Origin of the sequence: Mesorhizobium sp. M7A.F.Ca.CA.004.12.1.1 (genome assembly GCF_003997835.1) — a bacterium.
Lineage (GTDB): Bacteria > Pseudomonadota > Alphaproteobacteria > Rhizobiales > Rhizobiaceae > Mesorhizobium.
In genome coordinates this window covers 1-1,660 of sequence record NZ_RZRK01001072.1, presented here as the reverse complement: position 1 = coordinate 1,660, position 1,660 = coordinate 1, and the positions used below count along the sequence as shown (strand labels likewise).

At 65.2% G+C, this 1,660-nt stretch carries 2 protein-coding genes; both read left to right on the top strand.

What is annotated here, in order from left to right; genetic code table 11:
- The coding region (locus EN984_RS33695) for a LysR substrate-binding domain-containing protein (protein ID WP_245480178.1) at positions 1-548 on the top strand (548 nt) is incomplete at its 5' end.
- A gap of 284 nt (positions 549-832) precedes the next feature.
- Positions 833-1,660, top strand: an 828-nt coding sequence (locus EN984_RS33690) for a xanthine dehydrogenase family protein subunit M (RefSeq protein ID WP_164765880.1), incomplete at its 3' end; no start/stop codon positions are given.

Below are 1,660 nucleotides of genomic sequence, written 5' to 3'. Positions count from 1 at the left end.
ATGTCAGGATCGACCTGCAGATCGGCCAAAGCGACCGGCTGGTCGATCTCGTGCGCGAAGGCGTCGACTGCGTCATCCGCGTCGGCGAGCCGCCCGACAGCGGCATGATCATGCGGCGGCTGGCTGTCATCCGCGAGATCACCTGCGCCAGCCCTGCCTATCTCGAGCGCCACGGCACGCCCGTCTCCCCCGATGCGCTCGACGGTCACCAGGCGGTGGGCTTTGTTTCGTCGCGCACCGGCGAGACCCTTCCGTTCGAATTCACCGTCGCCGGCAGTATCCGTGAGGTGCGGCTGCCATGCCGCGTCGCCGCCAACAATTCCGACACCGCCGCCGATCTGGCGCGGCTTGGCCTCGGCCTCATCCAGGCACCGCGCTATCGCTTCGAGAAGGATCTGGCGGATGGGACGCTCGTCGAGGTGCTGGCCGACTATCCGCCATCGCCGACACCGCTGTCGGCGCTCTACCCGCAGAACCGTCAGCTCTCGCCACGCCTGCGCGTCTTCCTCGACTGGGCCTCGCGCATCTTCGCCGAGGCCGATCTCTAGGGCAATTCCAGGAAAAATGTGAACAGTTTTCCGGGAAAGCGCGTCACGGGCTGAGGCCGTTCCGGTCCAAAGGCGGACAAGGGCGAATGAGCGCACTTGATCCATAGCCGAAGTTTCACGAAAATCATCCCAAAGCCGGTTGCTGCCATTCAGCGCGCCACTTTCCGTCTGTTGGACTGGATATTGCGGCGCCTGGCCTAATCGCCGCAGTTGAGGAACCGGATAGCCATTATGAGGAGACTGTTTATAACGGTCGCTGAAATCGCGATGACCAAGGGGAGACGATGCGCTACATACGTCCGCTTTCAATAGAAGATGCCGTTGGCCACTTGGCCGGGTCGGCTGGTACGGCCGCCATCCTCGCGGGAGGCAGCGACCTCCTGGTCAGGATGAAGGGCGGCTTTGCCGAACCAGAGCTGATCGTCGACATCAAGGCGATCGATGGCTTGAGCGAGATCCGGGAAACTGCTGAAGGCTTCAGCATCGGCGCCGCGGTTCCCTGCGCCGTCCTGGGAGAGAACACCGCCCTCAAGAAGGCATGGCCTGGTGTCGTCGAGGCGGCCAAGCTGATCGGCTCGAAGCAGGTGCAGGGACGCTGCACCATCGTGGGCAATCTCTGCAACGCCTCGCCGGCCGCCGACAGCGTGCCGGCGCTGGTTGCCGCCGGCGCCAAGGCAGTGGTCGTCGGGCCGGCGGGCCGGCGCACGATTCCCGTGCAGAGCGTGCCGACCGCGCCGGGCAAGACGTCGCTGGCCAAAGGCGAGATCATCGAGGCGATCCTACTCGACAAGCGCGAGCCGCGCTCTGGCGATGCCTATCTGCGTTTCATTCCACGCACCGAGATGGACATCGCGGTGGTCAGTGCCGGCGTGAACCTGACGCTCGACGAGCACGGTGTGGTCAAATCGGCCCGCGTGGCGCTGGGCGCCGTGGCGGCGACGGTGCTTCTGGTCGAAGAGGCGGCGGAGGTGCTCATCGGCTCCAAGCTGGACGAAGCGACGCTGGAGCGGCTCGCCAAGGTCTGTGCGGGCGCCTGCCGTCCCATCGACGACAAGCGCGGCACCATCGAATTCAGACGAAAAGTTGCGGGTGTGCTGGCCCAGCGGGCCGCC